Source organism: Pseudomonas sp. NPDC089408, from assembly GCF_044749445.1.
Lineage (GTDB): Bacteria > Pseudomonadota > Gammaproteobacteria > Pseudomonadales > Pseudomonadaceae > Aquipseudomonas.
In genome coordinates this window covers 261,311-286,226 of the sequence record NZ_JBIVHY010000004.1, presented here as the reverse complement: position 1 = coordinate 286,226, position 24,916 = coordinate 261,311, and the positions used below count along the sequence as shown (strand labels likewise).

At 62.9% G+C, this 24,916-nt stretch carries 20 protein-coding genes; 11 read left to right on the top strand and 9 right to left on the bottom strand.

Annotated features, from left to right (window positions below; translation table 11 throughout):
- Window positions 1-66: 66 nt before the first annotated feature.
- A complete protein-coding gene (gspK, locus tag ACIP02_RS09425; RefSeq protein ID WP_400615515.1) occupies window positions 67-1,032 on the bottom strand; it encodes a type II secretion system minor pseudopilin GspK in 966 nt (321 codons plus the stop codon).
- A 146-nt stretch (window positions 1,033-1,178) separates the two neighbouring features.
- On the opposite strand from gspK, the gene tatA reads away from it, so the two are divergent.
- From tatA to tatC, 3 genes are read left to right on the top strand one after another with little or no spacing between them, the layout of a single operon-like run.
- The gene (tatA, locus tag ACIP02_RS09420; protein WP_400615513.1) at window positions 1,179-1,412 is read left to right on the top strand and encodes a twin-arginine translocase TatA/TatE family subunit; all 234 of its coding nucleotides are present in this window, start codon (window positions 1,179-1,181) and stop codon (window positions 1,410-1,412) included.
- Window positions 1,412-1,702, top strand: a complete 291-nt coding sequence (gene tatB / locus ACIP02_RS09415) for a Sec-independent protein translocase protein TatB (RefSeq protein WP_400615511.1) — start codon at window positions 1,412-1,414, stop codon at window positions 1,700-1,702. The genes tatA and tatB overlap by 1 nt, the downstream gene beginning before the upstream one ends.
- Window positions 1,699-2,460, top strand: coding sequence for a twin-arginine translocase subunit TatC (tatC, locus tag ACIP02_RS09410; RefSeq protein WP_400615508.1), 762 nt, complete (start codon window positions 1,699-1,701; stop codon window positions 2,458-2,460). The genes tatB and tatC overlap by 4 nt, the downstream gene beginning before the upstream one ends.
- 93 nt (window positions 2,461-2,553) lie before the next feature.
- On the opposite strand, the gene ACIP02_RS09405 is transcribed toward tatC, so the two are convergent.
- Window positions 2,554-2,865, bottom strand: coding sequence for an NGG1p interacting factor NIF3 (locus tag ACIP02_RS09405; protein WP_400615506.1), 312 nt, complete (start codon window positions 2,863-2,865; stop codon window positions 2,554-2,556).
- 3 nt (window positions 2,866-2,868) lie between these two features.
- On the bottom strand, window positions 2,869-6,768 hold the full coding sequence (purL, locus tag ACIP02_RS09400; protein WP_400615504.1) for a phosphoribosylformylglycinamidine synthase: 3,900 nt from the start codon (window positions 6,766-6,768) through the stop codon (window positions 2,869-2,871).
- A gap of 644 nt (window positions 6,769-7,412) precedes the next feature.
- Between purL and mltF the strand changes: the two genes are divergently transcribed.
- Window positions 7,413-8,870, top strand: coding sequence for a membrane-bound lytic murein transglycosylase MltF (gene mltF / locus ACIP02_RS09395; protein ID WP_400615502.1), 1,458 nt, complete (start codon window positions 7,413-7,415; stop codon window positions 8,868-8,870).
- Between the two features lie 125 nt (window positions 8,871-8,995).
- Here the strand turns inward: mltF and tadA are convergent, their stop codons facing one another.
- Together tadA and ACIP02_RS09385 are read right to left on the bottom strand one after the other, a co-directional pair.
- Window positions 8,996-9,475: a tRNA adenosine(34) deaminase TadA gene (gene tadA, locus ACIP02_RS09390; protein ID WP_400615500.1), complete on the bottom strand. Its 480-nt coding sequence runs from the start codon at window positions 9,473-9,475 to the stop codon at window positions 8,996-8,998.
- Entirely contained in the window at window positions 9,475-10,857 is a 1,383-nt protein-coding gene (locus ACIP02_RS09385) for a multicopper oxidase family protein (RefSeq protein WP_400615498.1), read from the bottom strand. The genes tadA and ACIP02_RS09385 overlap by 1 nt, the downstream gene beginning before the upstream one ends.
- A gap of 338 nt (window positions 10,858-11,195) precedes the next feature.
- Between ACIP02_RS09385 and ACIP02_RS09380 the strand changes: the two genes are divergently transcribed.
- Together ACIP02_RS09380 and tri1 are read left to right on the top strand one after the other, a co-directional pair.
- On the top strand, window positions 11,196-12,671 hold the full coding sequence (locus tag ACIP02_RS09380; RefSeq protein WP_400615496.1) for a DUF6861 domain-containing protein: 1,476 nt from the start codon (window positions 11,196-11,198) through the stop codon (window positions 12,669-12,671).
- Window positions 12,668-13,735: an ADP-ribosylarginine hydrolase Tri1 gene (gene tri1, locus ACIP02_RS09375; RefSeq protein WP_400615493.1), complete on the top strand. Its 1,068-nt coding sequence runs from the start codon at window positions 12,668-12,670 to the stop codon at window positions 13,733-13,735. Before ACIP02_RS09380 ends, tri1 begins: the two co-directional genes overlap by 4 nt.
- Window positions 13,736-13,838: 103 nt before the next feature.
- Here tri1 and guaA read toward each other — a convergent pair whose 3' ends face one another.
- The 4 genes from guaA to ACIP02_RS09355 form a co-directional block, all read right to left on the bottom strand.
- Window positions 13,839-15,416 (bottom strand): glutamine-hydrolyzing GMP synthase, encoded by a 1,578-nt coding sequence (gene guaA, locus ACIP02_RS09370; RefSeq protein ID WP_201200157.1) that lies wholly within the window; start codon window positions 15,414-15,416, stop codon window positions 13,839-13,841.
- 126 nt (window positions 15,417-15,542) lie between these two features.
- On the bottom strand, window positions 15,543-17,012 hold the full coding sequence (gene guaB / locus ACIP02_RS09365; RefSeq protein ID WP_392523648.1) for an IMP dehydrogenase: 1,470 nt from the start codon (window positions 17,010-17,012) through the stop codon (window positions 15,543-15,545).
- A gap of 86 nt (window positions 17,013-17,098) precedes the next feature.
- A complete protein-coding gene (locus tag ACIP02_RS09360; RefSeq protein WP_400615490.1) occupies window positions 17,099-17,656 on the bottom strand; it encodes a sugar ABC transporter ATPase in 558 nt (185 codons plus the stop codon).
- A 47-nt stretch (window positions 17,657-17,703) separates the two neighbouring features.
- Window positions 17,704-18,459, bottom strand: a complete 756-nt coding sequence (locus tag ACIP02_RS09355; RefSeq protein ID WP_400615487.1) for a sulfite exporter TauE/SafE family protein — start codon at window positions 18,457-18,459, stop codon at window positions 17,704-17,706.
- A 97-nt stretch (window positions 18,460-18,556) separates the two neighbouring features.
- On the opposite strand from ACIP02_RS09355, the gene ACIP02_RS09350 reads away from it, so the two are divergent.
- From ACIP02_RS09350 to leuA, 5 genes are all read left to right on the top strand, one after another.
- Complete coding sequence (locus tag ACIP02_RS09350) at window positions 18,557-19,432, top strand: LysR family transcriptional regulator (RefSeq protein WP_400615485.1); 876 nt, start codon at window positions 18,557-18,559, stop codon at window positions 19,430-19,432.
- Between the two features lie 95 nt (window positions 19,433-19,527).
- Window positions 19,528-20,229, top strand: coding sequence for an RHS repeat-associated core domain-containing protein (locus ACIP02_RS09345; protein WP_400615483.1), 702 nt, complete (start codon window positions 19,528-19,530; stop codon window positions 20,227-20,229).
- Between the two features lie 104 nt (window positions 20,230-20,333).
- Window positions 20,334-21,713: an exodeoxyribonuclease VII large subunit gene (gene xseA / locus ACIP02_RS09340; protein ID WP_400615481.1), complete on the top strand. Its 1,380-nt coding sequence runs from the start codon at window positions 20,334-20,336 to the stop codon at window positions 21,711-21,713.
- Window positions 21,714-21,716: 3 nt separating this feature from the next.
- On the top strand, window positions 21,717-22,544 hold the full coding sequence (locus tag ACIP02_RS09335) for a peptidoglycan DD-metalloendopeptidase family protein (RefSeq protein WP_400615479.1): 828 nt from the start codon (window positions 21,717-21,719) through the stop codon (window positions 22,542-22,544).
- 424 nt (window positions 22,545-22,968) lie between these two features.
- Entirely contained in the window at window positions 22,969-24,642 is a 1,674-nt protein-coding gene (gene leuA, locus ACIP02_RS09330) for a 2-isopropylmalate synthase (RefSeq protein WP_400615477.1), read from the top strand.
- Window positions 24,643-24,916 lie beyond the last annotated feature (274 nt).

The following is a 24,916-nucleotide window of genomic DNA, read 5'->3' as shown; positions in this document are numbered from 1 at the left end:
ATCGCATACCCCTGGAGCGGCCTTGTGTCGCGATGGGCTGCAAAGCAGCCCCGGCTACCTCAAGCTTTACCAGGTTATTGGCTCGCGGCTGCGCACCCGCACTTGCTGCGCCGGTACCCTGGCATGCCATTGCACCACCCCCAGCGCCTCCACCTGGAACTCGCTGCGTATCACCCGCCCCTCCTCCGCGAACGACAGCTGCAACAGAAAATACCCGCTGTTGAGCAGCAAGCCTTCGCTCAACCGTTCGAACGTTTCGTCATCCACCGCCCCCAGCGCCTGGCGCAATGCGCCCGCATCCACGTACCCCGACGCCGGCCGGCCACTGATGATGCGGCTGAGCAAGGACCGTGGATATCGCCCCTCGTACAGCGCCTCCAGCAGCGGCAGATGCTCCAGCCCCAGGGCATTGGCATTTAGCCGCCAGCCGGTGGTCTGCGGCAACGCACACAGCATCGGGTAACGCGCCTGGCGGCTGGCATCCTGCTCCAGCAACAGGTTCAACTCGCTGGTGTCGAGCATCGGCTGGTTGGCCGCCAGCCTTGGTGGCTGCTGGCGTAGGTACTGGGCGCTTTCGGCGCCCTGCAGGCGCGCATCGCTGTCCGCATCGAGCCAGTCAGCCAAGGCGTCGACCAGGCGTTCGGCAGCCATGTCGTCGCCCAACAGGTAGCGCAACTGGTGCTCGGCACGCTCGCCATCTGCGCCGAGCAGTGCATTGACGTTGAAGCAGGTGTGCTGGTCGCGCACCCGCAACTGCGCCTGGCCGGCGCCAAAGTCGTAATTCAGTGGCTGCCCGCGCAGCGCTTGCCAGAACAGCGGGCTCAGCCGCCAGGCGGGGTCACGCAGGGCCTGCTTGGCATAGGCCAGGCCGGCTTGCTCCATAGCCCGCGCCTGTACCCGCTGGTGTAGCAGGCGCACTTCATCGACCTGGCGCCGGCCGTCTTCTACCAGCCAGGCCATGCCCGCCGCCAGCATTGCCAGCACCACCATCACCATCAGCAGGGCCGCGCCCTGCTGTTGCCTGCCAGCCATCCGTGCGTGCCTCGCTCGCGCAATAAAGACGCCAGTCAACACGCGGTGTGTTGCAGGTAGATGGCAATGCCCCGTCCGTCATGTTCACGTCATCTGGGCGAGGCAGGATTGCCCTTCCTTTTCATGACCTTACAGGAGTGGTCGCAATGGGTGGCATTGGAATCTGGCAACTGGTGATCGTACTGCTGATCGTATTCCTGCTGTTTGGTACCAAGCGCCTCAAAGGCCTGGGTAGCGATGTGGGCGAGGCAATTCAGGGCTTTCGCAAGTCCATGGGCGGCGACACTGACGCCAACGCACCTGGCCACGCGCAGGTGCAACAGGATGCTCCGCTGACCGGCCAGGCTACGCAGCAGCCACAAGCGGACCGTCAGGCCTGATGTTCGAGGTAGGTTTCAGCGAGTTGCTGCTGGTCGGCATCGTCGCATTGCTGGTGCTGGGCCCGGAGCGCCTGCCGGTGGCAGCGCGCACCCTCGGCCGTGGCCTGGGCCAGGCGCGCCGGGCCATGCATGCCTTGCGCACACAGGTTGAGCGCGAAATCGAAATGCCCAACCTCGACAGCGCACCGTTGCAGCGCCTGGAGCAGGAGATTCGCCAGGGCATCAGCCTGCACGCAGAACCGGCCAATGATGCGGCCACGGTCCCCGAGCCCAAGGAAAACGCCTCATGAGTATTACCATGGACCCGGCAGCGAACATGCCGCTGACCGAACACCTGCGCGACCTGCGCAAGCGCCTGGTGCGTTGCCTGGGCTTGGTGGCGCTGGTATTCGCCGGCCTGTTCCCGTTTGCCCAGACGCTGTACACGCTGATTTCCGAGCCGCTGCGGCGCTTCTTGCCGGAAGGCGCGAGCATGATCGCCACCAGCGTCACCTCGCCGTTCCTTACCCCGTTCAAGCTGACCGCAATGTGCGCCGTGTTCGTCGCCATGCCGCTGTTGCTGCACCAGGCCTGGGGTTTTCTGGCGCCGGGGCTGTACCGCCGTGAACGGCGCATTGCCTTGCCGCTCTTAGTGTCGAGCATTGTGCTGTTCTATGCCGGCATGGCCTTCGCGTTCTTTTTGGTGTTCCCGATGATGTTCGGCTTCTTTGCCAGCGTGACGCCGGACGGCGTGGCGATGATGACCGACATCAGCCAGTACCTGGACTTTATACTGGCGCTGTTTTTGGCGTTCGGGCTGGCGTTCGAAATCCCGGTGGCGACGTTTATCGTGGTTTGGGTGGGGTTGGCTGATGTAGCCACGTTGCGGCGCAGCAGGCCCTACGTGATCGTCGGGTGCTTTGTGGTGGGGATGATATTGACGCCGCCGGATGTGTTTTCGCAAACGATGCTGGCGGTGCCGATGTGGGTGCTGTTCGAGGTGGGGTTGCTGGCGTGTGGGATGTTGAAGCGGCCGGGGCCGGGCAAGGAGATTGTGGCTGGGTTGTAGGGCCTCTTCGCGGGTAAACCCGCTCCTACAGGTACTGCACAATGCTTGAGAGCGGTGCAATACCTGTAGGAGCGGGTTTACCCGCGAATAGCCTTAGAACTCGGCGAGCCGCCAGACTTCATAGGCTGGCGTCTCGTACGGGTGGCTCTGCTTGAGCGCAGCGACGACCTGGGCTACCAGCTCGTCAGCCACTACCAGCTCCACCTTCCACTCTTCCACCACCTCGACCTGCCCGGTTTGCCCGAGGAACGGCTGGCTGCCGTCCAGCGGGCGGAACTGGCCCTGGCCCAGGGTTTGCCAGGCGCAGTGGTCATAGTCACCGATGCGCCCGCCACCAGCGGCGAACACAGCGGCCTTGACCACGTCGACATGGCTGGCGGGGACGAAGAAGGCGAGCTTGTACACGCCTTAGTTCACCCACACCCGTGCGTTGCGGAACATACGCATCAGTGCAGCATCTTCCTGCCACTCGTCCGGGCGCCAGGAGTTCTGCACGGCGCGGAACATACGCTCCGGGTGCGGCATCATGATGGTCACACGGCCGTCACGGCTGGTCAGGCCGGTGATACCGCGCGGCGAGCCGTTCGGGTTGGCCGGGTAGGCTTCGGTGACCTTGCCGTGGTTGTCGACGTAGCGCAGGGCCACGCAACCGGACAGGTCCGCTGCCAGCAGTGCTTCTTCGCTGGCGAACTCGGCATGGCCTTCACCGTGGGCGATGGCGATCGGCATGCGCGAACCGGCCATGCCCTGCAGGAAGACCGAGTTGGACTTCTGCACTTCGACCATGGCCACGCGGGCCTCGAACTGCTCCGAGCGGTTACGCACGAAGTGCGGCCAGTGCTCGGTGCCCGGGATCAGCTCGTGCAGGTTGGACATCATCTGGCAACCGTTGCACACGCCCAGGGCGAAGCTGTCGGTACGCTCGAAGAAGGCCTGGAAGGCGTCGCGGGCGCGGCTGTTGAACAGCGCCGATTTGGCCCAGCCTTCACCGGCACCCAGCACGTCACCGTAGGAGAAGCCACCGCAGGCGACCAGGCCCTTGAAGGCTTCGAAGTCGACACGGCCAGCGAGGATGTCGCTCATGTGCACGTCGATGGCAGCGAAGCCGGCGCGGTCGAAGGCAGCCGCCATCTCGACCTGGCCGTTGACGCCCTGCTCGCGCAAGATGGCCACCTGCGGGCGCACGCCCTTCTTGATGTACGGGGCAGCGATGTCGTCGTTGACGTCGAAGCCCAGCTTCACCGACAGGCCTGGGTTGTCTTCCTCGAGCAGCAGGTCGAATTCCTGGTCGGCGCAGTCGGCGTTGTCACGCAGGCGCTGAACCTGGTAGCTGGTCTCGGCCCACTGGCGCTGCAGCATGCGACGGTCGTCGTCGAACAGCACTTCGCCGTTCAGGCTGATGGACACTTCAGCGTTGTTGACCGGCTTGCCGATCACCGCGACGCACTCTTCGCCCAGGCCTGCGGCGCTGAACTGTGCCAGTACGTCCGGGGTGGCATCCTGACGCACCTGGATGACTGCACCCAACTCTTCGTTGAACAGGATGGCAGCCACATCGGCCTTGCTGTCGGTCAGCGGGTCGAGTTGCAGGTCGAGGCCGCAGTGGCCAGCGAAGGCCATTTCCAGCACGGTGGTCAGCAGGCCGCCGTCGGAACGGTCGTGGTAGGCCAGCAGGTGGCCATCTTCGTTCAGGCCCTGGATAACTGCGAAGAACGCTTTCAGGTCTTCGGCGTCGTCGACGTCCGGCGCCTGGGCAGCGATCTTGCCGTAGGTCTGGGCCAGGATCGAGGCGCCCATGCGGTTCTTGCCACGGCCCAGGTCGATCAGGATCAGGTCGGTCTCGCCCTTGTCCATGCGCAGTTGCGGGGTCAGGGTCTTGCGAATGTCGGTGACCGGGGCAAAGCCGGTGATGATCAGCGACATCGGCGAGGTCACGCTCTTCTCGACGCCCTCGTCGCTCCACTTGGTCTTCATCGACATGGAGTCTTTGCCGACCGGAATGGTAATGCCCAGCTCCGGGCACAGCTCCATGCCCACAGCCTTGACGGTGTCGTACAGGCGCGCGTCTTCACCCGGGTGACCGGCAGCGGACATCCAGTTGGCCGACAGTTTGATGTCGGACAGTTTGCCGATGCGCGAAGCCGCCAGGTTGGTCAGGGTTTCGCCGATGGCCATGCGGCCGGACGCCGGGGCGTCCAGCAGTGCCAGCGGGGTACGCTCGCCCATGGCCATGGCTTCGCCGGTGTAGACGTCGAAGCTGGTGGCGGTAACGGCGCAGTCGGCGACCGGGACCTGCCACGGGCCGACCATCTGGTCGCGGGCAACCAGGCCGGTGATGGTGCGGTCACCGATGGTGATCAGGAAGCTCTTGCTGGCCACTGCCGGGTGGTTCAGCACGCGCTGCACGGCGTTGTCCAGGTCCAGCTGGCTTGGGTCGAAATCATCGCCCAGCTCGGCTTCGCGGGTCACCGAACGGTGCATGCGTGGCGGCTTGCCTAGCAGCACGTCGAGTGGCATGTCGACCGGGGTGTTGCCGAAGTGGCTGTCGCTTACGGTCAAGTGCGGCTCTTCGGTTGCCTCACCCACGACGGCGAACGGGCAGCGCTCGCGCTCGCAGATGGCCTGGAAGCGCTCGAAGTCGACGGCGCTGACAGCCAGCACGTAACGCTCCTGCGATTCGTTGCTCCAGATTTCGTGCGGGGCCATGCCCGGCTCGTCGTTGGGCACATTGCGCAGTTCGAAGCGGCCACCACGGCCACCGTCGTTGACCAGCTCAGGGAACGCGTTGGAGATACCACCGGCGCCGACGTCGTGAATGAAGGCGATCGGGTTGGCGTCGCCCAGCTGCCAGCAGCGGTCGATGACTTCCTGGCAACGGCGCTCCATTTCCGGGTTTTCGCGCTGTACCGAGGCGAAGTCCAGGTCTGCCGAGCTGGCACCGGTGGCTACCGACGAAGCGGCGCCGCCGCCCAGGCCGATCAGCATGGCCGGGCCGCCGAGCACGATCAGCTTGGCGCCGACAGTGATCTCGCCCTTCTGCACGTGGTCTTCACGGATGTTGCCCATGCCGCCAGCAAGCATGATCGGCTTGTGGTAGCCGCGCACTTCTTCACCGTGCGGGGTGTTGATGGCCTGCTCGAAGGTACGGAAGTAACCGGTCAGCGCCGGGCGACCGAATTCGTTGTTGAACGCGGCGCCGCCCAGCGGGCCCTCGATCATGATGTCGAGGGCGTCGACGATGCGCTCAGGCTTGCCGTAGGCCTTTTCCCATGGCTGCTCGAAGCCCGGGATACGCAGGTTGGACACGGTGAAACCGGTCAGGCCGGCCTTTGGCTTGGCGCCACGGCCGGTCGCGCCTTCGTCGCGGATTTCGCCGCCGGAGCCGGTGGAGGCGCCGGAGAACGGGGCGATGGCGGTCGGGTGGTTGTGCGTCTCCACCTTCATCAGGATATGCACCGGCTCCTGCACCGCGCCGTACTGGCGGGTTTCAGGGTTCGGGAAGAAGCGGCCGGCAACGTTGCCGACAATCACCGAGGCGTTGTCCTTGTACGCAGACAGCACACCTTCGTTGTGCATCTGGTAGGTGTTCTTGATCATGCCGAACAGGCTCTTTTCCTGAGCCTGGCCGTCGATGTCCCAACTGGCGTTGAAGATCTTGTGGCGGCAGTGCTCGGAGTTGGCCTGGGCGAACATCATCAGTTCGATGTCGTTCGGGTTGCGTTTGAGACCCTGGAAGGCGTTGACCAGGTAGTCGATCTCATCTTCGGCCAGGGCCAGGCCCAGGTCGATGTTGGCCTTGGCCAGGGCTTCACGGCCGCCGGCCAGGATGTCGACCGAGGTCATCGGCTTGGGCTGGGCGTGGCTGAACAGGTCAGCGGCCTGTTCCAGCTGGCCAAGCACGCGCTGGGTCATGCGGTCGTGCAGTTCGGCGGCAACCAGGGCGGCGTCAGCGTCGCTCAGGGTACCGGCCACGTAGTAGGCGATACCGCGCTCCAGGCGCTGGATCGACTGCAGGCCGCAGTTGTGGGCGATGTCGCTGGCCTTGCTGGCCCACGGCGAAATGGTGCCCAGGCGCGGCACGACCAGGAACAGGCGGCCGGTCGGCTCCTGTACCGGCACGCTCGGGCCGTATTTGAGCAGACGGCCCAGCACCTGCTGCTGGTCGGCGGTCAGCTCGCCTTCAACGTCGGCGAAGTGGGCAAATTCGGCATACAAACCAGTAACAGCGGGGACTTTCTGGCTCAGTTGCTCGAGTAATTTACCGTGGCGAAAGGCAGAAAGGGCAGGAGCGCCGCGCAGGATCAACATCGTCGGGACAGCCTCAGGAAGGGGTGTGCTTAGAGGCCGTGCATTCTAGCCTAATTCGATGGCTTTCGGCACCCGCTCTACGCCATGGCTGCCGGGCGGCGGAACCGGACTTTGGGGTCAGATTTTTTGATGGTTGCAGGGTGCCTGCCTTTAGAGATTCAGCGCCTGTGAGATCGAGCGCCGAAGCGTTCGCCTTGACACATTCAGCGCCTATGAGATCGAGCGCCGCCCGCGCGGCGCTTCGCGGCTAAAGCCGCTCCTACATTCGTTTCGGGCCAATTATTCCTGTGAGATTTGCGCGCGAACGCCTTGGCGCATGGCTCGATATCGCGTCGTACAAACAAGGCGGTCGCGCGCGCCAGGCACAGGACGGATTGGCCCGAAACAAATGTAGGAGCGGCTTTAGCCGCGAAGCGCCGCGCGGGCGGCGCTCGATTTCATAGGCGCTGAATGTGTCAAGGCGAACGCTTCGGCGCTCGATCTCACAGACACTGAAGATGTTGTGGCAGGCACCTGGCGGCCTTGATGCAATCCCCACCTGTCCCCACCCCTATCTACCCACCCCATACCCCACAACCCGCTACCAGACAACCTAACAGTTGTCGAGATATGGTTGGGCCGGTCCTTTGCGTATACTGCAACCTATGTTCGCCCACACTGCTTTGCGCCAGCGTTGCGCCAAATGGCTCCTCGCAACCGGACTCTTTCTGCTGCTCGGTGCCTGCGTTGAAAAACCCAGCACCCTCGAGCGCGTGAAGGAGGACGGCGTGCTGCGCGTGATCACCCGCAACAGCCCGGCCACCTACTTCCAGGACCGCAACGGCGAAACTGGCTTCGAATACGAGCTGGTGCAGCATTTTGCCGACGATCTTGGCGTAAAGCTGCAGATCGAAACCGCCGACAACCTCGACGAGCTGTACGACTCGCTCGGCAAGCCCTCCGGCCCGGTGCTGGCCGCCGCTGGCCTGGTCAGCAGCGAGCGGCGCAAGGCCCAGGTCAAGTACTCGCACCCGTACCTGGAAGTGACCCCTCAGGTCATCTACCGCAACGGCCGCCCTCGCCCGACCAACGCCAAAGGCCTGGTCGGCAAGAAAATCATGGTACTCAAGGGCAGCAGCCACGCCGACCTGCTGGCCGAGCTGAAAAAGCAGAACCCGGGCCTGGAATATGAAGAATCCGACGCCGTCGAGGTGGTCGACCTGCTGCGCATGGTCGACGAAGGCCAGATCGACCTGACCCTGGTCGACTCCAACGAGCTGGCGATGAACCAGGTGTACTTCCCCAACGTGCGGGTGGCCTTCGACGTCGGCGACACCCGTGACCAGCGCTGGGCGGTGGCGGCGGGCGAAGACAACAGCCTGCTCAACGAAATCAACGAATTTCTCGACAAGGCGCAGAAGAACGGCACCCTGCAGCGGCTGAAGGACCGCTACTACGGCCATGTCGACGTATTGGGTTATGTCGGCGCCTACACCTTCGCCCAGCACTTGCAGCAGCGCCTGCCCAAGTACGAGAAGCACTTCAAGAGCTACGCCAAGGTCGAGCAAGTGGACTGGCGCTTGCTGGCCGCCATCGGCTACCAGGAGTCGATGTGGCAGCCGGAAGTGACCTCGAAGACCGGCGTGCGAGGCCTGATGATGCTGACCCAGCGCACCGCCCAGGCCATGGGCGTGTCCAACCGCCTGGACCCGAAGCAGAGCATCCAGGGCGGCGCCAAGTACTTCATGAAGATCAAGGAAGAGCTCGACGACAGCATCCAGGAGCCAGACCGCACTTGGTTCGCCCTGGCGGCCTACAACGTCGGTAGTGGCCACCTGGAAGATGCCCGCACCCTGGCCAAGCGCGAGAAGCTCAACCCGAACAAGTGGCTGGACGTGAAGAAGATGCTGCCGCGCCTGTCGCAGAAGCAGTGGTACCGGCAGACCAAGTACGGTTATGCCCGCGGCGGCGAGCCGGTGCACTTCGTGGCCAACATCCGCCGTTATTACGACATTCTTACCTGGGTGACCCAGCCGCAGCTTGAAGGCCAGGTGGCCGAGGGCAACCTGCATGTGCCTGGGGTGAACAAGGACAAGCCGGCGGATCAGTCGCCGCCGATGTGAGCCTGCTCTGGCCTCTTCGCGGCGGTTCGTCGCCACGATGAACCCGCTCCCACAGGAATATCACACCTCTCAGGCCTGTATTTAACCTGTGGGAGCGGGTTTACCCGCGAAGAGGCCGGCACAGATTAGCCCTTGGCCCGACGCGCCTTGAAGAAGTCACTCAGAATCTGCCCACACTCCTCCGCCAGCACCCCGCCCTCCACCATCACCCGATGGTTGAGGAAACCCTGGCCAAAGAACTGCCCCTGGCTCTGCACGATCCCCGCCTTGGGCTCCAGCGCGCCATACACCACGCGCATCACCCGCGAATGCACGATCAGCCCTGCACACATGCTGCACGGCTCCAGGGTCACGTACAGGGTGCTGCCAGGCAAACGGTAGTTGCTGGCCGCCTTGGCCGCCGCGCGGATCGCCACCATCTCGGCATGCGCACTCGGGTCGCTGTCGATGATCGGCCGGTTGAAGCCCTGGCCGATCACCTGCCCGTGTTGCACCAGCACCGCCCCCACCGGCACCTCACCCAGCGCCGCACCTTCGGCAGCCAGGGCCAGGGCCAGGCGCATGAATTCCTGATCGCGGCTGCGATCGATGATCTGCGGGCGCATCAGACCACCGCAATCGCGGCCATCAGGCCGGTTTCCATGTGGTCGATGACGTGGCAGTGGAACATCCAGGTACCCGGGTTATCCGCCACCAGCGCCACCTGGGCGCGTTCGTTCTTGCCGAGCAGGTAGGTGTCGGTAAACCACGGTTCCTTGATGTCATGACGGTTGGAGGCGATCACCTTGAAACTCATGCCATGCAGGTGGATCGGGTGCTGGTACTGGGTCATGTTCTTCAGCTCGAAGATGTAGCTCTTGCCCTTCTTCAGCGTGGCAATCGGCCGGTCGGCGCAGGTCTTGTCAGTGATATCCCAGGCCTGGCCGTTGATCTGCCACATGCTTGATGGCTTGCTCTCGTCAGGGGTGACCGAGACGCTGGCCGCCCACTCGAAATTGAAGTTGAGCTTTTCGGCATTCTCCAGGTCCGGCTCAGCGATCGGGTTGGGTGGCAGCGCGGGTGGCCAGTCGCTCGGCGCATCGTTGCTGGCCACCGAACGCAGGGTGCCCAGGCGCACGAAGCCGTCGCGCAGGGAAATCTCCAGGCCCGCCTCGGGAATGCGGATGGCCAGGCAGATGCGCATGCCGGGGCCAAGCCAGTAGTCATCGTCCAACGGCCGTGGCGTCACCGGGTTGCCGTCGAGGGCATAGATTTTCGCCTCGCAGTTGCCTTTGAGGTTGATGCGGTAGGTCCAGGTGTTGTCCAGGTTCAGCAGGCGCATGCGCACCACCTGGCCGGCCGGCAGCTCGGTGACCGAGTCGGCCTGGCCATTGATGGTGATCAAGCGTCCGGCGGTGCCGTTGCGTGCGGCCTCGCGCGGGATGCTGAACGGCAGCCAGGCGCCCTGCTCATCCACGTGCCAGTTCTTCAGGCTCAACGTGCGCTCATGCCGGAAGCCGGTCGGCTCGCGCTCCTCGACAATCAGCGGGCCGACCAGGCCGCGGCCCAGCTCTTCGGAGCTGCTGACATGCGGGTGGTACCAGTAGCTGCCGGCATCCGGCACGCGGAACTTGTAGTCGAAGTACTCGCCCGGCTTGACCGGCAACTGCGACACATAAGGCACGCCGTCCATTTCCAGCGGCAAGCGAATGCCGTGCCAGTGAATGGTGGTCTCCACCGGCAGGTGGTTGATGAAGCGCACCCGCAGCCAGGTGCCCTGGCGCACGCGCAACTCGGTGCCCGGTGCCGATGGGCCGAAGGCCCAGGCCTCGGTCTTGAAGCCCGGCACCAGCTCGACGTCCAGGGGCGCGGCAATCAGCTCGTAATCATGCCCGGCGTTGTCATCTTCGACCTTGCCCAGCCAGTAGCGCGCCGCGCCCCCGGCGCCCAGGCCAACCACAACCAGGCCAGTCAGGCCTTTGAGCATTTGTCGACGGGTGAAGGACATCGGTGCGGGTACCTCATGTTCTGCGCAATCAAGCTGCCAGCAGTGGCTGACGATGAAGGGCGAATACGATACACCTGCAAATGCGAAATATTAAGTGAAGTATCCAGCCATTGCTCGCTTTGGCTACCGTGTTGGCCATACGACAGGCGTGACAGAACCAATCGACAAGAATGAGATCAGATTGACACCATTGCCAGAGGCACCTCAGATGAGAAAATGCCTCGCAATGCAATCGCCAGCTCGCTTGGCGGTTGGCTTGACTGCCAGGGCGCTGCACGGAAATGAATCGCCTGCCGCCAGCACACTCACCTGCCTTCTCTAAAGGAATGCAATGGTAAATGGACTTATCAGCTCACGTCCCCAGCTGGGGCGACATCGAACGCAACCTGGACCAGAAGTTCAGCGCACTGAATCAGAGCGTCAGCAGCGGCTTGCGCAATGTCCATGACGGCTGGGACGGCTTCACCCGCCGTGTAAGCGATGGCGCCAGCCAGGCCTATGGCGCTGTAGGCGGGCACCGGATCGACAATGTCCGGCAGGCGATGGCTTTGTCCTATCCCATGATGCAGTCAAATCTGTCCCGTAAATGGGCATCCATCAACATCGACCAGATTTTGCCCGTACTGCTCAAGCTCGTGCAGGAAGTGGTGATGATTCTCGGCGGCAGCGTCGCGCTAGGCGGCGCTATCGGCGGCGCCGTGGGTTCTCTCGCCTTTGGCGTCGGTGCGGCACCTGGGGTGGTCGCAGGCAGCGGTATCGGCCTGCAGGTCGGCAACCTGATCCTGATGGCGCTGGGCCTGGCCGCCATCGCGGAGTATTTCTATCAAGGGCTTCCCGCCTGCCTGGCCTCCATGCAAGAGGGGCTTGCTACCGCGTGGACTGCCGAAGACGGCTTGAAACCCTCCGGTCTCGACCCTTCGGGCGGCTCGGCGGCGCTGGTTCGAGAGCGTACCGAACACGCTGCAAGGCAACTGGCCCGTGGGCAAGAGCAGCTGGTGATGCTTTTGCTGATGGCAATTGTGACCTACCTGACCCGCGGGCAGATGAAAGCCGGCGTGATAAGCAGCGTGGAAAGCATCGCCAGCCGTAGTGCCAAGCTTCAGGCCGAAATTTCCAACAAGCAGTTGGCCAACTGGCTGGCGAAGAACGAAAGCAGGCTGCTGGCTGAACCTGAGTTGCAGATGAAGGCCGCGACACCGCTGCAGAAAGCGGAGCCAGAGCTTCCGCCAGCAACGCAAGCCACTGAAAAAACCATTGCAGCGGCGCCCAAGAAGCTCATGAGCCTGCGAGAGGCAGTGGGCAAGGACATGGCAGAGCGGTGGATTGCGGAAGGCCGCGCCCGGGCAGATATTCGGGCCCCGGAGCTTTCGAAACTGCTCAGCGATGATCAGATAGGTGCACTTTACGGCTACTCTACCAACGATGTGTACAAGGCGTATAACCAGGCGCTGCGCGAAGGTACTGCAACGCCTGGTATCAAGGCCTTTGCCGAGCACGCAACCGAAGGCCTGGCACGCTTGCCTCGCTATGAAGGCATTGAAACCTTCCGCGGAACGGACCTTCCGCAGCATGTGCTCAATCGGATGCAAATGGGCTCGGTGGAGACCGACATGGCATTCTTCAGCTCATCCGCGACAACACCGTTCAACGGCAATACCCAGATGGTCGTACGAGGTGTATCCGGCAAGGACATCAGTTTCCTTACGCAAATTCCCGAGGCGGAAGTACTGTACCCGCCAGGAACCTCTTTCAGGGTACTGAACCGGATCGAGCAAGGCCCCACGACTCATCTCTTATTAGAAGAAGTTCTATGATCGACCTGCACAGCCCCACCCTCGAAGTTACCGAGTATGCCTACCGGTACAACCACTTGTTGCCAGCGCCCACCCCACGCGAGTCAGCAGGCCGCACCTACGTGCACCCGCAATGGCAAAGTTCGCGCGCCTGCACATTAACCCCCGATCAATCGCTCGACAGAGCCAAGGGTGCATTACTGGGGTTGGCCATTGGCGATGCCGTAGGCACCACGCTGGAGTTTCTGCCCCGTGATGCCAAGCATGTCGATGACATGGTCGGCGGCGGGCCGTTCAGGCTCAAGCCAGGTGAGTGGACCGATGATACGAGCATGGCGCTTTGCCTGGCGGACTCGTACCTGGCTTGCATGCGATTTGACCATGCAGACTATCTCGACCGCTTGTGCAGGTGGTACAAGCGTGGGGAAAACAGCGCAAACGGTGTCTGTTTCGACATCGGCAATGCTACACGCCTTGCCCTGGAAGGGTGGCTACGGCAAGGCCTGGACTGGATAGGCAACACAGAGCCGAATACGGCCGGCAACGGCTCGATCATCCGGCTCGCCCCCACCGCCATATTCAGGCGCCACATTCTGCCATCCACGTGGCGCGAAGCCCAAAGCCAGAGCCGGGCCACCCATCGGGCGCCCGAAGCAGTGAGTTGTTGCGAACTGCTGGGCGCGCAGCTGCATCTCGCACTAAACGGCGCGGACAAGGATGAAATGTGCAGCCCTAGGGTCCGCCCGCTGCAACCCCGTGCCACCATCATCAATGCTGGCGAGTACAAGGACAAAACACGCGACCAAATCCGCTCCTCAGGGTATGTCATCGATACCTTGGAAGCTGCGCTATGGGCGGTTTGGAATACCGACAATTTCAGGGACGCAGTGCTTCTGGCGGCAAACCTGGCAGACGACGCCGACAGTGTGGCAGCCGTGGCTGGGCAACTGGCCGGAGCGTTGTACGGGGTATCCGGCATGCCCGAGGAATGGGTAAAGACAGTGGCGTGGTCCGAACACATCCAGGACCTCGCCCAAGCGTTGCACGACCAGGCGCCTGAAAGCGACCCGTTTTACTCGCTGTGATGGTGCGCCCGGCGGCGCAGACTGCAGAATGACAAAGGCCCGCGATTAAGCGGGCCTTTGTGTATCCCTCGTCATCTGACACTGGCGACAGCCGTATGCCGGATCATTCCCACTCGATGGTGGCCGGCGGCTTGCTCGACACGTCGTAGGTAACGCGCGAGATACCGTCGATTTCGTTGATGATACGCCCGCTGACGGTTTCCAGCAGCTCGTACGGCAGGTGTGCCCAACGCGCGGTCATGAAGTCCACGGTCTCGACGGCACGCAGGGCCACGACCCAGGCGTAGCGACGGCCGTCGCCAACAACGCCAACCGACTTGACCGGCTGGAACACCACGAAGGCCTGGCTGGTCTTATGGTACCAGTCAGCCTTGCGCAGCTCTTCGATGAAGATGTGGTCGGCGCGACGCAGGATGTCGGCGTATTCCTTCTTCACTTCACCCAGGATGCGCACGCCCAGGCCCGGGCCCGGGAACGGGTGGCGGTAGACCATGTCATACGGCAGGCCCAGCTCCAGGCCGATCTTGCGCACTTCGTCCTTGAACAGTTCACGCAGTGGCTCGACCAGCTTGAGGTTCATTTCCTCCGGCAGGCCACCGACGTTGTGGTGCGACTTGATCACGTGGGCCTTGCCGCTCTTGGCGCCAGCCGACTCGATCACGTCCGGGTAGATAGTGCCCTGGGCAAGGAACTGGATGTTGTCCAGCTTGCTGGCTTCGGCATCGAAGATGTCGATGAAGGTGCGGCCGATGATCTTGCGCTTCTTCTCTGGGTCGGCTTCGCCTTCCAGGTTGTCGAGGAACTGCTTTTCAGCGTCAGCGCGGATCACTTTGACGCCCATGTTCTCTTTGAACATGGCCATCACCTGGTCACCTTCGTGCAGGCGCAGCAAGCCGTTGTCAACGAATACGCAGGTCAGCTGGTCGCCAATGGCGCGGTGCAGCAGCGCGGCAACCACCGAGCTGTCAACGCCGCCGGACAGGCCCAGCAGGACGTTGGCCGAGCCAACTTGCTCACGCACCTGGGCGATGGCGTCTTCGACGATGTTGGACGGGGTCCACAGGGCTTCACAGCCACAGATGTCCTGTACGAAGCGGGACAGGATGCGACCGCCCTGCTTGGTGTGGGTGACTTCCGGGTGGAACTGCACGCCGTAGTAGCCGCGGGCATCGTCGAACATGCCGGCGATCGGGCAGCTTGGGGTGCTGGCCAGTACGTGGAAGTCGCCCGGCATCTGGGTAACCTTGTCGCCGTGGCTCATCCACACGTCCAGGCCCAGTACACCGTCGTCGTCTACGTGGTCTTCGATGCCGTCGAGCAGGCGGCTTTTGCCGACCACGTCCACGCGGGCATAACCGAACTCACGCAGGTCGGAACCTGCGACCTTGCCGCCCAGTTGCTCGGCCATGGTCTGCATGCCGTAGCAGATGCCCAGCAGCGGTACGTTCAGGTCGAACACGGCCTGCGGTGCGCGCGGGCTGTTGGCTTCGTGGACCGACTCGGGGCCGCCAGCGAGGATGATGCCGCGCGGGTTGAATTCGCGGATCGCTTCGTCGTCCATGTCGAACGGGTGCAGTTCGCAGTACACGCCGATTTCGCGCACGCGGCGGGCGATCAGCTGGGTGTACTGGGAACCGAAATCGAGGATCAGGATACGGTGAGCGTGAATGTCGAGGGCCATGACTCAATCTCTGATGCAGTTACAAGCGTCAAGCCGCAAGCTGCAAGTTGATCGGGGAGAACGCGGTAGTTGCTGCAGCGCAACTACCGCTTGTAGCTTGAAGCTTGTCGCTTACCGCTGGAGGCGTTAGCCGACGCGGTAGTTAGGGGCTTCTTTGGTGATCTGCACGTCATGCACGTGGGACTCGGCCATGCCGGCACCGGTGATGCGCACGAATTCCGGCTTGGTGCGCATCTCTTCGATGGTTGCGCTGCCGGTGTAGCCCATGGACGAACGCAGGCCGCCCATCAGCTGGTGGATGATCGCGGCCAGGGCGCCTTTGTAAGGAACACGGCCTTCGATGCCTTCCGGTACCAGCTTCTCGGCGCCAGCCGAGGAGTCCTGGAAGTAACGGTCGGACGAGCCTTGCGCCTGCGCCATGGCACCCAGCGAGCCCATGCCGCGGTAGGCCTTGTAGGAACGACCCTGGAACAGCTCGACTTCACCCGGGGCCTCTTCGGTACCGGCGAACATCGAACCCATCATCACGCAGGAAGCACCGGCAACGATGGCCTTGGACAGGTCACCGGAGAAGCGGATGCCGCCGTCGGCGATCAGTGGCACGCCAGTGCCTTCAAGTGCTGCGGCAACGTTGGCAATGGCGCTGATTTGCGGCACGCCGACACCGGCAACGATACGGGTGGTGCAGATCGAGCCCGGGCCGATACCGACCTTGACTGCGTCCGCGCCAGCTTCGGCCAGGGCCTTGGCGGCGGCGCCGGTGGCGATGTTGCCGCCGATTACCTGCACTTGCGGGTAGGTTTCTTTAACCCAGCGCACGCGGTCGATCACGCCTTTGGAGTGACCGTGGGCAGTGTCGACCACCACCACGTCAACACCGGCAGCCACCAGAGCAGCAACGCGCTCGCCTGTGTCCTTGCCGGTGCCGACGGCAGCGCCGACGCGCAGACGGCCTTGGTCGTCCTTGCTGGCCAGCGGGTAGGCCTTGGCCTTTTCGATGTCCTTGACGGTCATCATGCCCTTGAGGCTGAACTTGTCGTCAACGATCAGGACTTTTTCCAGACGGTGCTTGTGCAGCAGCTCGCGCACTTCGTTCTTGTCGGCGCCTTCGCGGACGGTGACCAGGCGCTCTTTTGGCGTCATCACGTCACGGACCTTGGCGTCCAGGCGGTTTTCGAAGCGCACGTCACGGGAGGTGACGATGCCGACCAGGTCGCCGTTCGCCAGCACCGGAACGCCGGAAATGTTGTTCAGGCGGGTCAGCTCGAACAGGTCGCGCACGGTGGCGTCGGCGTCGATGGTGATCGGGTCCTTGACCACGCCAGCCTCGAACTTCTTGACCTTGCGGACTTCGCCGGCCTGCTGTTCGATGGTCATGTTCTTGTGGATGATGCCGATACCGCCTTCCTGGGCCATTGCAATGGCCAGACGCGCTTCGGTCACGGTATCCATGGCAGCGGAAACCAGCGGAATGTTCAGCTCGATGCCACGAGTCAAACGGGTCTTGAGACTGACTTCATTGGGCAGTACCTCGGAGTAGCCAGGTACAAGGAGGATATCGTCGAAGGTCAGGGCTTCTTGGCTGATACGCAGCATCGCGGGGGCTCCCGGGCGGGAAAAATGGAAGCGCGCCATTATACTCATCCACGGCGCGCCGCTCAATGCAAAATAAGGGCCTTCGGTCAGCCTTGTGGCAGTTTTACCTGCACCACGGTCACCGGCTGGTCGAGCCAGTCGGCAAAGCTGTCGAGGAAGGCCTGGGTAAACCCGGCCTCGCCCCAGTTGTTGAAGATGAACCCCAGGTTGGAAAAGGCACATGGCTGCAGGTAAATGAAGCCATTGATGTCATCTTCGAAGCCGCACAGCGGGCAGGTGAAGTTGTCGCTCACCGCCGGCATCCATTCTTCCAGGCTTTCGAACAGCGGCTCGCCCACCTCGCGCCGGCACTCGGGGCAGCCGGCCTCTTCGAGAAAACCGTCGGTGGGGGTGTAGATGCAGCGCTTGAGCATGACTTCCAGGCCGTTGACCGGCGCACCGAAGGGTAGCTTGTCTGGGTGCAGGGCCATTTTGCGCGCGCCGGCGGCCAGGGCATGGCCCATGCGGTTGCCGGTACGGCCGCAGGTGGTCAGTTGTTCCTCGACCACTTTCTCGCGCACCAGCCAGCGCAGGATCGCGCGAGCGCGGGCTTCGTGCACTGGCACGGTAGACAGCTTGGGAACGATGATGCTCTGGGTGTTCATGAACGGGACTAGCCTGCAAAACTGCGGTAATGGTGCAATTCTACCGCTCAGGCGCCGAGGTAGCGACCGATCAGCGCCACGCCACTGGCCAGCACCAGCCAGGTGACCAGGCGCACGAAGGCTTCGCGGGACAGCCGGTGAGTCAGCCGGCGCCCTACCCAAAGGCCGGCGAACATTACCGGCAGCAAGCAGGCCGCGAGCAGCAACAGGCTTTGGTCGGCATATACCCCCGCGATCAGGAACAGCGTCAGGCGCACGACCGTGCTGCAACTGATCAGCGCGCTCTGGGTGGCGCGCACCTGCTCCTTCGCCTCCAGGCGTGCACTCAGGTACAGCGCATAAAGGAAGCCGCCACTGCCAAACAGCGCACCGAACAGCCCGCCCGCCGTCCCCATCGGCATGGCCCAGAAGCCGGACAGATGTGCCGGCCGCACCCTGACTGCCAGGCCGTACAGCGCGTAGGCCGTGACAAACAAGCCCATCAACAGCAGCAACACGTCGGACTTCAGTTGCAACAGGAACACCACGCCCAACGTGCAACCTACGGCCATGAACGGTAACAGCCGCAGCAACTCGCCACGCACCACATCGCGGCGTGATGGCAGCAGGTTGCCGAAGGCCGCGACGAAGTCGAGCAGCACCAGTAGCGGAATGATCCGCGACAACGGCATGAAATGAATCAGCACCGGGCCAGCCACCAGCGCGGTGCCGAAACCGGCAATGCCAAAGACGATATAGGCGACACCGACGCCGAGCAGGATGGGCAGCCAGTCAAGGCCGGACAACGACAATTGGGCAAGCATGACGGCAATTCCTGGGGAGACAGCTAAAGGTTAGCCATCAGCGAGCCATGCCGACTAATATGGCTTTATCGCCACAGCCATCTCGAAAAGGCATGACATGACGTCGATCCGCCAGTTGCGTTACTTCGTGGAAATCGCCGAGTGCGGCAGCTTCAGCGGCGCCGCCGAGCGGCTGTACGTCGCCCAGTCGGCACTGAGCCGGCAGATCAAGGAGCTGGAGCAACAACTGGGCACGCCGCTGTTCGAGCGCACTGCACGCCTGCCACGCTTGACGCTGGCCGGGCAGGCCTTTTTGCAGCGGGCGCGGCGCTTGCTGGCCGACCTGGCGCAAGCAGAGCGGGTTACCCGCGACATTGGCGAAGGGTTGCAGGGCAGCCTGCGCCTGAACCATTCCAGTACCGTGCCACTGACCGGCCCGTTGCTGGCTCGCCTGGGCGGTTACTTGCGCGACAACCCTGGGGTTTCACTGGAAATTGCCCAACAGTCGTCGGAGGCGCAGCTGGAGGATATTGCTGGCGGACGGCTGGATATCGGCCTGCTGCGTTTGCCGGTGTTGCGCCAGCATGAGGGCGTGGTACTGCATGAACTGTTCAGCGAGCCATTGCTGCTGGCGGTTGCAACCGGGCATCCGCTGGTTGAAGCGGCACAGGTGAAGCTGGAACAATTGCGCGAAGAGCGCTTCATTTCCATTCCGCATCGGGATCGTGGCGGGCTGAGTTACCTGTCGGCTTCGTTGTGTATGGAGGCAGGTTTTTTTCCGCGCGCGGCGCAGGTGCTGTCGCGCAAGACCACGCAGTTGCAGCTGATTCAGGCGGGGTTTGGGGTGGCGTTGCTACCGGCGTGCATGCGCGAGATTGCGCCGGCTTCGGTCAGCTTCGTGGCGCTGGAGGGGGGCTGTGAGAGTACCGTAGCGCTGGCTTGCCGGCGGGATGCGGGGCAGATGGTGCGGCATTTCGCTCTTGCGATGCTGTAGTGACCAGCATGGCCACATCAACTGTCATTTTTGACAGTAGACCCTGGCCCTGTGGCTAGTTGAAATACACCTTTGATTCAAGGTGGAGTTCCACTATGCAAAACCTCATACCAACCGGCCCTTTGGGGCACCGTGCAATTGAACGCACACTTCCCTATTCGCCTTATGGATTTCGCACCGTGCAAGGCCGTTTTTCTGCCTTGCTGGGCTTCAATGGCGAATACCAGGATCAGGTATTGAACGGCTACATACTTGGGAATGGCTATCGCGCCTACAATCCGGGCATGATGCGTTTCTATTCACCTGATAGTGTGAGTCCCTTTGGCAAAGGGGGAATCAACAGCTATGGATACTGTGCAGGGGACCCCATTAACTTTGCCGACCCCTCTGGTCATTTGGCGCCATTGAAGGGCCGCGCTGTCAATGCGCTTCCACATCAGACAATGCGCCCCAGACGACGCAGCCTAACTTCGGATTTCGAGTTCCTTGCCGTGCAGCAAGAAACAGCCGGAGCAGCACATCAAATGGCGCAAGCTGAGCAAGCTAATACACTGCTACGCGAATTGAGAGAGCGTGTGCAGCCCCGTCCACCGGTCGCCGGGAGCGCCGAAGCGACCCCGTATGCGTCGATGGAAAGCCTGGCAAGCAGTCAAAGCAATTCGTTTACCGACCTCCCAGCCGCTGTGCTAATGCCTGGTCCCACTAGTACCCCAATTGCTACGGAGGTAATGCCTGCTTCAGAGCAGGCTAGAGCATTACGAGCCAACTTTTCCAGGACCAGACATTTCTCGTTCTGAGCCAATGGCCAGCAGACCAGGTCAGCGCTGGCAGCACGTCTGACCTGGCAATAGCATTTTCTATTACTTGTAGCTCGCCACCCGCAGCTGCGATGATGCCGAGCATGATCAGAGACCCTTTCGAACGACTCGGCCTGGACCGTGAGGTCCTTACCGTCAGCCAACTCAACGGCCGCGCCCGCGTGCTGCTGGAAGACGTGTTCCGCAGCGTGTGGGTGGAAGGCGAGATTTCCAACCTCGCCCGCCCGGCGTCCGGCCACATGTACTTCACCCTTAAGGACAGCGGCGCCCAGGTGCGTTGTGCGCTGTTCCGGCAGAACGCCACGCGGGTGCGTCAGGCCCTGCGCGACGGCCTGGCGGTGCGGGTGCGTGGCAAGGTTTCGTTGTTCGAGGGGCGTGGCGACTACCAGCTGATCCTCGACACCGTCGAGCCGGCCGGCGATGGCGCGCTGCGCCTGGCCTTTGAGGCACTGAAGGAAAAGCTCGGTGCCGAGGGGCTGTTCAGCGCCGAACGCAAGAAGCCGCTGCCCGCCCACCCGCAGCGCATTGGCGTCATCACCTCGCCCACCGGCGCAGTGATCCGCGACATCATCAGCGTATTCGGCCGCCGTGCCCCGCAGGTGGAGCTGAACCTGATCCCCACTGCAGTACAGGGCCGCGAAGCCATCGCGCAGATCGTGCGGGCCATTCGCCTGGCCGACAGCCTCGGTTTCGATGCGCTGATCCTGGCCCGTGGTGGCGGCTCGCTGGAAGACCTGTGGTGCTTCAACGAAGAAGCGGTGGCGCGCGCCGTGGCGGCCTGCGTCACGCCGATTGTCAGCGCCGTGGGCCATGAAACCGATGTGTCGATCAGCGACTTCGTTGCCGACGTGCGCGCCCCCACGCCATCAGCCGCCGCCGAACTGCTGGCCCCCGACAACAGCGGCCTGCAGCAACGCCTGGACGGCCTGCAGCGGCGCCTGCTGCTGCGCATGCAGAACCGCCTGACCCACGACCGCCTGCGCCTGGAGTCGCTGACCCGGCGCCTGCGCCACCCGGGCGAGCGCCTGCGCCAACAGGCCCAGCGCCTGGACGACCTGGACATGCGCCTGCGCCGCGCGTTCATGCTTAACCTCAACCAGCGCCGCGAGCGCCTGGCACGAGTGGAAACGCGGCTGGCCGCGCAGCACCCGGGGCGCAACCTGAAACTGCTGAGCCAGCGCCTGGACAGCCTGGCCGAGCGCCTGCCACGGGCGATGCGCGAAGTGCTCAAGGACCGTCGCCAGCGCTTCCAGGCCCAGTTGCAGACGCTGCAGGTGGTCAGCCCGCTGGCCACCCTCGCCCGCGGATACAGCATCCTGCTCGACGAACAGGGCCAGGCCATTCGCAGCGCCGACCAGACCCGCAACGGCCAGCGCCTGACCGCCCGCCTCAACGAAGGCGAGCTGCTGGTACGCGTTGAAGACAACCACCTGACCCCGGTCACCCTCTCACTACTGGACTGACACATGCCCCGCCTGCTCGCGCCCCTGCTTGCCCTATCCCTGTTGCTGCTGGCCGGTGGCGCCCAGGCCAGCTACATCACCCGCACGCTGAACAAGCCGGTGCCCGGTGGCGTGGCGGTGGTCGACCTCGGCCCTGCTGCCAGCGCACCCAGTGCCCGCTTCGATGGCAAGCCGGTATTGGTGGTGAAGGAGCAGGACAACTGGCTGGCCATCGTCGGCATCCCGCTGACCCAGAAGCCCGGTACCGCCGTGCTGAGCCAGGGCGGTCGCACCCTAACCTTCGCGGTTGGCAGCAAGAAATATCCCGAGCAGCGCATCACCCTGAAGAACACCCGCCAGGTCAACCCGAACCCGGCCGACCTTAAACGCATCGACGGCGAGCTGGCCGAGCAGATCAAGGCCTACCGCAGCTTCAGCCCGGGCCTGCCGAGCAACCTGATCCTCGACAAGCCGGTGAATGGCCCGCTGTCGAGCAAGTTCGGCGTACGCCGCTTCTTCAATGGCGAAGAGCGCAACCCGCACGCCGGGCTGGACTTCGCCGTGCCGGCGGGTACGCCGATCAAGACCCCGGCCAATGGCAAGGTGATTCTGGTAGGTGATTACTTCTTCAATGGCCGCACGGTGTTCGTCGACCATGGGCAGGGCTTTATCAGCATGTTCTGCCACATGTCGAAGATCGATGTGCAGGTGGGGCAGCAGTTGCGTCGTGGCGAGGTGGTCGGGCGCGTGGGGTCTACAGGGCGGGCTACCGGGCCGCACATGCATTGGAATGTCAGCCTGAATGATGCGCGAGTGGATCCGGCGATTTTCATTGGGGCGTTTCAGCCCTGAGATTTGTGTTGCCATTGCTGGCCTCTTCGCGGGTAAACCCGCTCCCACAGGTACAGCGCGATCCCTGTGGGAGCGGGTTCACCCGCGAAGAGGCCCGCACTGCCAATGTCACTTCCATTGTGTTGCGCCATCGAAAACTACCGCGCAAAAATAAATAACGCCCTGGAGAATTCCAGCCATAAAATCTCGCGCATCATCTTTTTTTAAGCATTCCTCTCAATTTTTCCCGAACGCTTGCCATCCCCCACCCCACTGGTTAAGTTTGAAGGCATGAAAACCTTCAGCACCCTCATCCTGCTCCGACAACATCGCAGCCTCTGCCTGGTCAGCGCCCGACTACCAGGCTGAATCGCGTCGCCTCGCCCCTTCATCTCGTTACTGCTCGGCAGGCCCGATCTCGGCCGCACACAAAAGGATTGCTTCCATGTCCATGCTCAAAGACCCTTCGAAGAAGTACCGCGCTTTCCCGACCATCGACCTGCCTGACCGTACCTGGCCGTCGAAGACCATCACCGAAGCGCCTATCTGGTGCAGCTCTGACCTGCGTGATGGTAACCAGTCGCTGATCGAGCCGATGGATTCGGAGAAGAAGCTGCGCTTCTGGAAGACCTTGGTGCAGGTTGGCGTGAAGGAAATCGAAGCGTCGTTCCCGTCCGCTTCGCAAACCGACTTCGACTTCGTACGCACCTTGATCGAGGACGGCCACATCCCGGACGACACCACCATCCAGGTGCTCACCCAGGCCCGTGAAGACCTGATCGCCCGCACCTTCGAATCGCTGCGCGGGGCGAAAAAGGCCATCGTCCACCTGTACAACGCCACCAGCCCGTCGTTCCGCCGCATTGTCTTCAACCAGGACAAGCAAGGCGTGAAGGACATTGCGGTTAATGCGGCCAAGCTGTTCGTCAAGTACGCGGCCCAGCAGCCGGAAACCCACTGGACCTTCCAGTACTCGCCAGAAACCTTCAGCGCCACCGAGATGGAGTTCGCCAAGGAAGTCTGTGACGCGGTCATCGAAGTGTGGAACCCGACGCCCGAGCACAAGATCATCCTCAACCTGCCGGCCACCGTCGAAGTGTCGACCCCAAACATCTACGCCGACCAGATCGAGTGGTTCTGCCGCAACGTCAGCCGCCGCGACAGCGTGATCATCAGCCTGCACTGCCACAACGACCGTGGCACCGGCATCGCTGCCACCGAACTGGGCCTGATGGCCGGTGCCGACCGCGCCGAAGGCTGCCTGTTCGGCAATGGTGAGCGCACCGGTAACGTCGACCTGGTGACCTTGGCCCTGAACCTTTACACCCAGGGCATCGACCCGTTGCTGGACTTCTCCGACATCGACGGTGTGCGCAAGGTGGTCGAAGAGTGCAACCAGCTGCCGGTGCACCCGCGTCACCCGTATGTCGGCGACCTGGTCCACACCGCGTTCTCCGGCTCGCACCAGGACGCCATCCGCAAGGGCTTCGCCAAGCAGCAGGAAGGCGAGTTGTGGGAAGTGCCGTACCTGCCGATCGACCCGGCCGACATTGGCCGCAGCTACGAGGCGGTGATCCGCGTCAACAGCCAGTCGGGCAAAGGCGGCATCACTTACCTGCTCGAGCAGGAATACGGCATCAGCCTGCCACGCCGCATGCAGATCGAGTTCAGCCAGGTGGTACAGGGTGAAACCGACCGCCTGGGCCTGGAAATGACTGCCCAGCAGATCTACAGCCTGTTGCACAAGGAATACCTCCAGGCCAACGCGCCGTATGCGCTGGTCAGCCACCGCCTGCAAGAAGAAAACGGCCACAGCGCCGTGGAAGTGGAAGTTGCCGGTGAAGGCGAAACCACCTTGCACTGGCGCGGCAAGGGCAACGGCGCCCTGGAAGCACTGGTTGCCGGCCTGCCGATTGCGGTAGAAATCATGGACTACAACGAGCACGCGATTGGCGCCGGTACCAACGCCAAAGCTGCGGCCTACATTGAACTGCGCGTGGCCGGTGGCCGCCCGGTGCATGGTGTGGGTATCGATGAAAACATCACTACCGCCAGCTTCAAGGCCCTGTTCAGCGCGCTGAACCGCTCGCTGAGCCAGCAGGAAGCCAAGGCGGCCTGAGCCTTGGCGTGATGAATGAAGAAGCTCGCATCGTTTGATGCGGGCTTTTTTTTGGCCTGTGCCGGCCTCTTCGCGGGTAAACCCGCTCCTACAAGGGGATCGCCGCAGGATTCGATGGCTGTGGCGTGCCTGTGCGGGCCTCTTCGCGGGTGAACCCGCTCCTACAAGGGGACCGCCGCAGGATTCGATGGCTGTGGCGTGCCTGTGCCGGCCTCTTCGCGGGTAAACCCGCTCCTACAAGGGGACCGCCGCAGGATTCGATGGCTGTGGCGTG

Bases quoted from the DNA above. Each gene is read 5' to 3' on its own strand.
- purL (WP_400615504.1), bottom strand. From the start codon at position 6,768: ATGTTGATCCTGCGCGGCGCTCCTGCCCTTTCTGCCTTTCGCCACGGT.
- ACIP02_RS09355 (WP_400615487.1), bottom strand. From the start codon at position 18,459: ATGCTTGCCCAATTGTCGTTGTCCGGCCTTGACTGGCTGCCCATCCTG.
- guaA (WP_201200157.1), bottom strand. From the start codon at position 15,416: ATGGCCCTCGACATTCACGCTCACCGTATCCTGATCCTCGATTTCGGT.
- ACIP02_RS09360 (WP_400615490.1), bottom strand. From the start codon at position 17,656: ATGAACACCCAGAGCATCATCGTTCCCAAGCTGTCTACCGTGCCAGTG.
- xseA (WP_400615481.1), top strand. From the start codon at position 20,334: ATGATCAGAGACCCTTTCGAACGACTCGGCCTGGACCGTGAGGTCCTT.
- ACIP02_RS09385 (WP_400615498.1), bottom strand. From the start codon at position 10,857: ATGTCCTTCACCCGTCGACAAATGCTCAAAGGCCTGACTGGCCTGGTT.
- ACIP02_RS09350 (WP_400615485.1), top strand. From the start codon at position 18,557: ATGACGTCGATCCGCCAGTTGCGTTACTTCGTGGAAATCGCCGAGTGC.
- guaB (WP_392523648.1), bottom strand. From the start codon at position 17,012: ATGCTGCGTATCAGCCAAGAAGCCCTGACCTTCGACGATATCCTCCTT.
- gspK (WP_400615515.1), bottom strand. From the start codon at position 1,032: ATGGCTGGCAGGCAACAGCAGGGCGCGGCCCTGCTGATGGTGATGGTG.
- mltF (WP_400615502.1), top strand. From the start codon at position 7,413: ATGTTCGCCCACACTGCTTTGCGCCAGCGTTGCGCCAAATGGCTCCTC.
- tatB (WP_400615511.1), top strand. From the start codon at position 1,412: ATGTTCGAGGTAGGTTTCAGCGAGTTGCTGCTGGTCGGCATCGTCGCA.
- ACIP02_RS09380 (WP_400615496.1), top strand. From the start codon at position 11,196: ATGGACTTATCAGCTCACGTCCCCAGCTGGGGCGACATCGAACGCAAC.
- leuA (WP_400615477.1), top strand. From the start codon at position 22,969: ATGTCCATGCTCAAAGACCCTTCGAAGAAGTACCGCGCTTTCCCGACC.
- tatC (WP_400615508.1), top strand. From the start codon at position 1,699: ATGAGTATTACCATGGACCCGGCAGCGAACATGCCGCTGACCGAACAC.
- tri1 (WP_400615493.1), top strand. From the start codon at position 12,668: ATGATCGACCTGCACAGCCCCACCCTCGAAGTTACCGAGTATGCCTAC.
- tatA (WP_400615513.1), top strand. From the start codon at position 1,179: ATGGGTGGCATTGGAATCTGGCAACTGGTGATCGTACTGCTGATCGTA.
- tadA (WP_400615500.1), bottom strand. From the start codon at position 9,475: ATGCGCCCGCAGATCATCGATCGCAGCCGCGATCAGGAATTCATGCGC.
- ACIP02_RS09335 (WP_400615479.1), top strand. From the start codon at position 21,717: ATGCCCCGCCTGCTCGCGCCCCTGCTTGCCCTATCCCTGTTGCTGCTG.
- ACIP02_RS09345 (WP_400615483.1), top strand. From the start codon at position 19,528: ATGCAAAACCTCATACCAACCGGCCCTTTGGGGCACCGTGCAATTGAA.